The sequence below is a fragment of the Nocardia sp. NPDC058497 genome, from assembly GCF_042720195.1.
In the GTDB taxonomy this organism is placed as follows: domain Bacteria; phylum Actinomycetota; class Actinomycetes; order Mycobacteriales; family Mycobacteriaceae; genus Nocardia.
Window position 1 is genome coordinate 1 of record NZ_JBHXMY010000451.1, and the last position, 4,969, is coordinate 4,969.

General features: G+C 70.4%; 6 protein-coding genes. 3 read left to right on the forward strand and 3 right to left on the reverse strand.

All coding sequences use genetic code 11. The features are described 5' to 3' along the window. Window positions 1-542: class I SAM-dependent methyltransferase (locus ACFWPJ_RS24520; protein WP_378854730.1), on the forward strand; the 542-nt coding region annotated here is incomplete at its 5' end. Between the two features lie 133 nt (window positions 543-675). Here the strand turns inward: ACFWPJ_RS24520 and ACFWPJ_RS24525 are convergent. Then, window positions 676-1,896: a DUF418 domain-containing protein gene (locus ACFWPJ_RS24525; protein WP_378854731.1), complete on the reverse strand. Its 1,221-nt coding sequence runs from the start codon at window positions 1,894-1,896 to the stop codon at window positions 676-678. A gap of 147 nt (window positions 1,897-2,043) precedes the next feature. On the opposite strand from ACFWPJ_RS24525, the gene ACFWPJ_RS24530 reads away from it, so the two are divergent. Next, the gene (locus ACFWPJ_RS24530) at window positions 2,044-2,439 is read left to right on the forward strand and encodes a hypothetical protein (RefSeq protein ID WP_378854732.1); all 396 of its coding nucleotides are present in this window, start codon (window positions 2,044-2,046) and stop codon (window positions 2,437-2,439) included. A gap of 73 nt (window positions 2,440-2,512) precedes the next feature. After that, window positions 2,513-3,496, forward strand: a complete 984-nt coding sequence (locus ACFWPJ_RS24535; protein WP_378854733.1) for a zinc-binding dehydrogenase — start codon at window positions 2,513-2,515, stop codon at window positions 3,494-3,496. Window positions 3,497-3,594: 98 nt separating this feature from the next. Here the strand turns inward: ACFWPJ_RS24535 and ACFWPJ_RS24540 are convergent, their stop codons facing one another. Next, a complete protein-coding gene (locus ACFWPJ_RS24540) occupies window positions 3,595-4,536 on the reverse strand; it encodes an SMP-30/gluconolactonase/LRE family protein (protein WP_378854734.1) in 942 nt (313 codons plus the stop codon). A 13-nt stretch (window positions 4,537-4,549) separates the two neighbouring features. Continuing rightward, the coding region (locus tag ACFWPJ_RS24545) for an EamA family transporter (RefSeq protein WP_378854735.1) at window positions 4,550-4,969 on the reverse strand (420 nt) is incomplete at its 5' end.

The following is a 4,969-nucleotide window of genomic DNA, read 5'->3' on the forward strand; positions in this document are numbered from 1 at the left end:
AACCGACTCCGCACCGGGTCGACGGGCTGACCGCCAGATCGATCCCCCAGGGCGCCCGCGGCCTCGTCATCGGCTGCGGCTACGGCACCGATGCCGAATTCGTTGCCGCCCAGGGCATTCGAACCACCGCCTTCGACATCTCCCCCACCGCGATCCGCGGCGCCCGAACCCGCTTCCCGCAATCCCCGGTCACCTACAAGGTCGCCGACCTGCTCCACCCACCCGCCGCCTGGCTCGGCGCCTTCGACCTGGTCATCGAGTCGATCACGGTCCAATCGCTACCACCCGAGGTCCGCCGCTCCGCCATCACGAGCATCCAGAACCTCCTCGCCCCCGACGCCACCCTCCTGGTCATCGCCGACATTGCCACCGCCCCGGCCGCCGGCCCGCCGTGGCCGCTCACCGCCGCCGACATCGATGCCTTCGCGGCCCCCGACCTCACCCCGATCCGCATCGAAAGCCTCCCCCGCCCCGACGCACCCAGCCGCCACCGCTGGCGCGCCGAATTCCACCGCCCGCAGGCTCCCGGTACCACTGCCTGACCGAATACCGCACCCACACTTCGGATTCCCTACTGCGAAGGCGTTGCACCCGGGCGGGTTGCCGGCGTCCTGACTCCCCGCCATCCCGTCCAGTCCAGGACAAGTCCGGCTACCAGCCGATCGCGGCCGGCACTCACTTGGTGTGTGCCGCAGCGATTTCGGCAGGCCGCCGCCACGCCGGGATCTGCAGGTAGGTCGCCGCGCGCAGCACCCATTCCACCGGACCGTACGGGTGCCCGCGCAACCACCACGCGCTGATCGCGAGCTGGGCGGCGAAGGTGACCAGCCCAATGGCGACGACACCGAGCGGCGGGACCTTGTCGGCCAGGGCGAACCCGTACCCGGTGTAGACGACCATGAGCACGATCGACTGGCCGATGTAGTTCGAGGCCGCCATCCGGCCCGCCGGGGCGAGCAGGGCGGCGAAGCGGACGGTGCGGGCCGACTGGGCGAGCCGGACGACGACGGCGACGTAGGCGAAGGTCATGGCCGGGGCGACGAGGTACTGCAGGCCGTGGATCAGGGCGGGCGCGTTCCACCAGTTCATGATGTCGGCGAAGGTCAGCGCGGAGATCGGCAGGCCGAGCCCGAAGCCGATGACCATCGCACGGGTGGACCAGCGGCGCTGGGTGTCCGGATCTTCGAACAGGTTCCGCTTGCCCGCCGCCATGCCGAGCAGGAACATGGCCAGGCTCGGGATGCCCTGGGCGAACCAGATGAACAGCAGGAACAGCGGCGCGATGGACGTCTGCGCGGCGAACGTGCTCGCGAAGCCGCCCGTGTAGTCGGCGGACAGTTTCGGCAGGTCCAGGAACTCGCCCAGTCCGAGAATGCTCGTCTCACCGGGCAGGAAACTCCACACCGACCACACCGAGTACAGCACCACCGCGGTGATCACCGCGGTGCGCGGCCGCAGCTTGCGCAGCAGGATCAGGTGCAGGCACAGGAACGCGTACAGCGTGAGGATGTCGCCGATCCACAGCAAATACACGTGCACGAGCCCGATCGCCATCAGCGCGGCGCAGCGGCGCAGCAACCGCCGGGCCGGTGCGGCGCCCGCCCGTTCGGCGGCCGCGATCTGGAGGGTGAACGAGTAGCCGAAAAGGAACGCGAACAGCAGGTAGAACCGGCCGGTGAACAGCCCGTCGACGGTGGCGCGCACCAGCTGATCGACGGTGCCGTCGAACAGCGACACCGGTTTGTCCTTGGTGCCGACCGCCGACCACAGGGTCGTCGCCACGATCACGTTGGTGATCAGGATCCCGAACAGGGCGAACCCGCGCAGGATGTCGACCTCGGCGATCCGCCGACCGGAAGCCGCTGCGGGCGAACGTGTTCCGAGTGCCTCTGCCATGGGGTGAGCGTAGGCCTACCGGCAGGTCCACTTCGTCCACCGCGCGGGCTATTTCCCTGTGATGCCGCCGTCCACACTCATCAACCCTGCGGCGTATTGACTTCCCGTCGCCGGGCTGGGCCGGCGTCTGCCACCTAGACTTCGGGCATGTCTCACCCCGCCCCTGATGTGCTGACCGCCGTCGAAACCCTGCATGCCGACCTGGCGCGGTGGCTGGGCACGGCCGCCCCCACCGAGGTCTTCGACCGCTTCGCCGCCGCCCAGCATCCGGCATTCACCATGGTCACCACCGCGGGCGAGGTGGTCGCCAGGGACGACCTGCTGACCGGCCTGCGCGGCGCCCGCAATGCGCAACCGGGCCTGACGATCGAGATCACCGAAGTCGACACCCTCCTCGACGACGGCACCACGGTGGTGATCCGCTTCCTCGAACGCCACCTCCTCGGCGACACCGCCACCGCCCGCCGGGTCACCGCCGTCCTCGTCACCGACGGCCCCGACGGGCTGCGCTGGCACACGGTGCACGAGACGCCCCTGGCCTGACCGGTCCCGCTCGGCCGCGGTGCGACAATGTGACCAGGCTCGTGCAGGACTCGCAACCACCACGGAGGCGGACATGCAGGCAGTTGTCATCGACCGGTTCGGCGAACCGAAGGACGTGCTCACCGCGCAGGAGGTGCCGCCGCCCGCGCCGGGGCCGGGTGAGGTGCGGATCGCGATGACACTGTCACCGATCCACAACCACGACCTCGCCATCGTCCGCGGCGTCTACGGCTACCGGCCGCCGCTGCCCGCGATCCCCGGCACCGAGGCGGTCGGTGTCGTCGACGCGATCGGGCCGGGCGCCGGGATCCCGGTCGGGCAGCGGGTCGCGGTCGCGGGCGCCCGCGCGACGTGGGCGGATTTCTTCCTCGCCCGCGCCGAGCAAGTGGTCCCGATGCCGCCGACAGTGTCCGACGAGACCGCCTGCCAGCTGCTGGCCATGCCGCTGAGCTCGCTGATGCTGCTCGACGATCTGCGGGTGCAGCCGGGACAGTGGATCACGGTCAACGCCGCCAACGGCGCGGTCGGCCGCCTGGTGAACCTGTTCGCGCAGCAGCGGGGCGTGCACGTGCTGAGCCTGGTTCGCGGGCCCGGATCGCTGCGGGCGATGGAGCAGATCGGCTACGGGCCGGTGATCGACACCGAGGTCGAGGGCTGGGCGGCGCGGGCGGCCTCGGTCACCAACGGCGAGCCGATCGTGCGGGCCGTCGACCAGGTCAGCGGGCAGGCGGCGGGTGCGCTGATGTCGCTGCTCGCCCCGCGCGGCGAACTGGTCTCCTTCGGCGCGCTGTCGGGTCAGCCGCTGATCATCGACACCGGCGCCGTCATCTTCAAACAGGCTGTGGTCAAAGGCTTCTGGGGTCAGCAGCGCAGCGCCGAGATCGACCACGCCGACTACGTCCGCCTCGTACACGAACTCGTCGGCCGCGCCGCCGACGGCACGCTCCGCCTGGACGTCCAGGCGGAATTCCCGCTCGACGGCGCCGCCGACGCGGCCGTCCTGTCGGAAACCCCCGGCCGCAACGGCAAGGTGGTATTGCGCGCAGGCACGCGCTGACACCGCCGAACGCACGTCTCGACCCCCCGATCGAAACCCACGGTGCGCGCCGGCGCCTCGGCTGTCGGTGCCGCCCGCGGATCATCGAGTTGCCGTAATCAGCGCGGCCGGTCGACGGCCACCGCCCAGTAGGGAGTCGCCGGGGTGGGAGTCGTGTCGAAGCGGGCGTTCGGGAGGTAAAGGCGGTCGGCGTAGGGGGCGATGGTGGCGGGGACGTCGAAGCGCGGGTCGGTGATTCGGCGTTCCAGTGTGCCGACGGTTCCTGCGGGGTCGAGGGTGATCATCGCGATTGCGTTGTGGCGGTTCTGGACTGCGAACAGGGTGGTGTTCTGGAGGAGTAATCCGTCGCCGTCGGTGAGGGATTCGCCACCGAGGTCGACCTGGCGTGTGAATCCGGTGGTGGGATCGACTCGGAACAGGTGACCGGTGGCCGACTGGACGATCAAAAGTGCGGTGCCGTCTGGGGTGCGGACGATGCCGTTGGCGTTGAAAGCTCCTGGTAGGTAGGCGATGTCGCCGGTGAGGGGGATGCGGACCACCGCGTCGGGTGGCGGGAGTGCGCCGTCGGGGGCGATCGGCAGGTGGTACAGGACGGGGGTGAAGGAGTCGGTGATCCACGCACCTTCCGGGGTGAGGACGACGTCGTTGACGAATGTCTGTGGGCCGGTGGCGAATTGGTAGGTCGCCAGGGTCGCGCCGGTCCAGGCGTCGATGACGCGGAAGTCGCCGGCGGTGCCGCCCGCGACAAAGAGCCGGCCGCGGTCGTCGAGCTTCAGGCCCAGGGCCGGGGTGCCGGGGCCGCGGGTCAGCAGGTCGCCGTGGCCGGTCACCAGGTTCGCGCGGTAGATGGAACCGTCTGCCATGGAACCGAAATAGGCGATCGGGAGCGATCCGATGGCGATGCCCTCCGCTTGGAAGCCGGCGGGCAGCGCGATGGTCGTGGGGAACAGTGGGCTGTCGGCGGTTGCCCGGTGCGATGGCATCAGCACGGTCGCGGCGACACCGGCCAGCGCAGCCGCGGTCGCGAGAACTCGCTTCATCTCATCCTTCTCTCTAAGCCGGCTCGGTAGCCGACGGTGAAATCTCCGCGGCCGACGAGGTTTTCGAGGTCGAGGGCCGTGCCGACGGCGCTTTTTCGGGAAGCTGGCCCGCGACGATGGCGGCCAGAGCGAGGCCGAACCCGGCGAGCTGGATCGGACCGAGCCATTGGCCGAGGAGGACGGCGCCGAGCACCGCGGCGACCAGTGGGGAAAGCAGCAGGAGCACGGCGACCGAGGTAACCGGCAGGCTTCCCAGACCCCGGAACCACACGACGTAGGCGAGCAGGCCACCGCACACGCCCATCCACAAGTAGCCGAGCGCCGCGGACCCGTCGATCGCGGGCGGCGCGCCTTCGACCCCGGCGGGCACCCGCCGCCCGTAACACCCCCCCCCCCGGGCGGGCCCCCCCCACGGCGGCGCGGGCGATTCTCG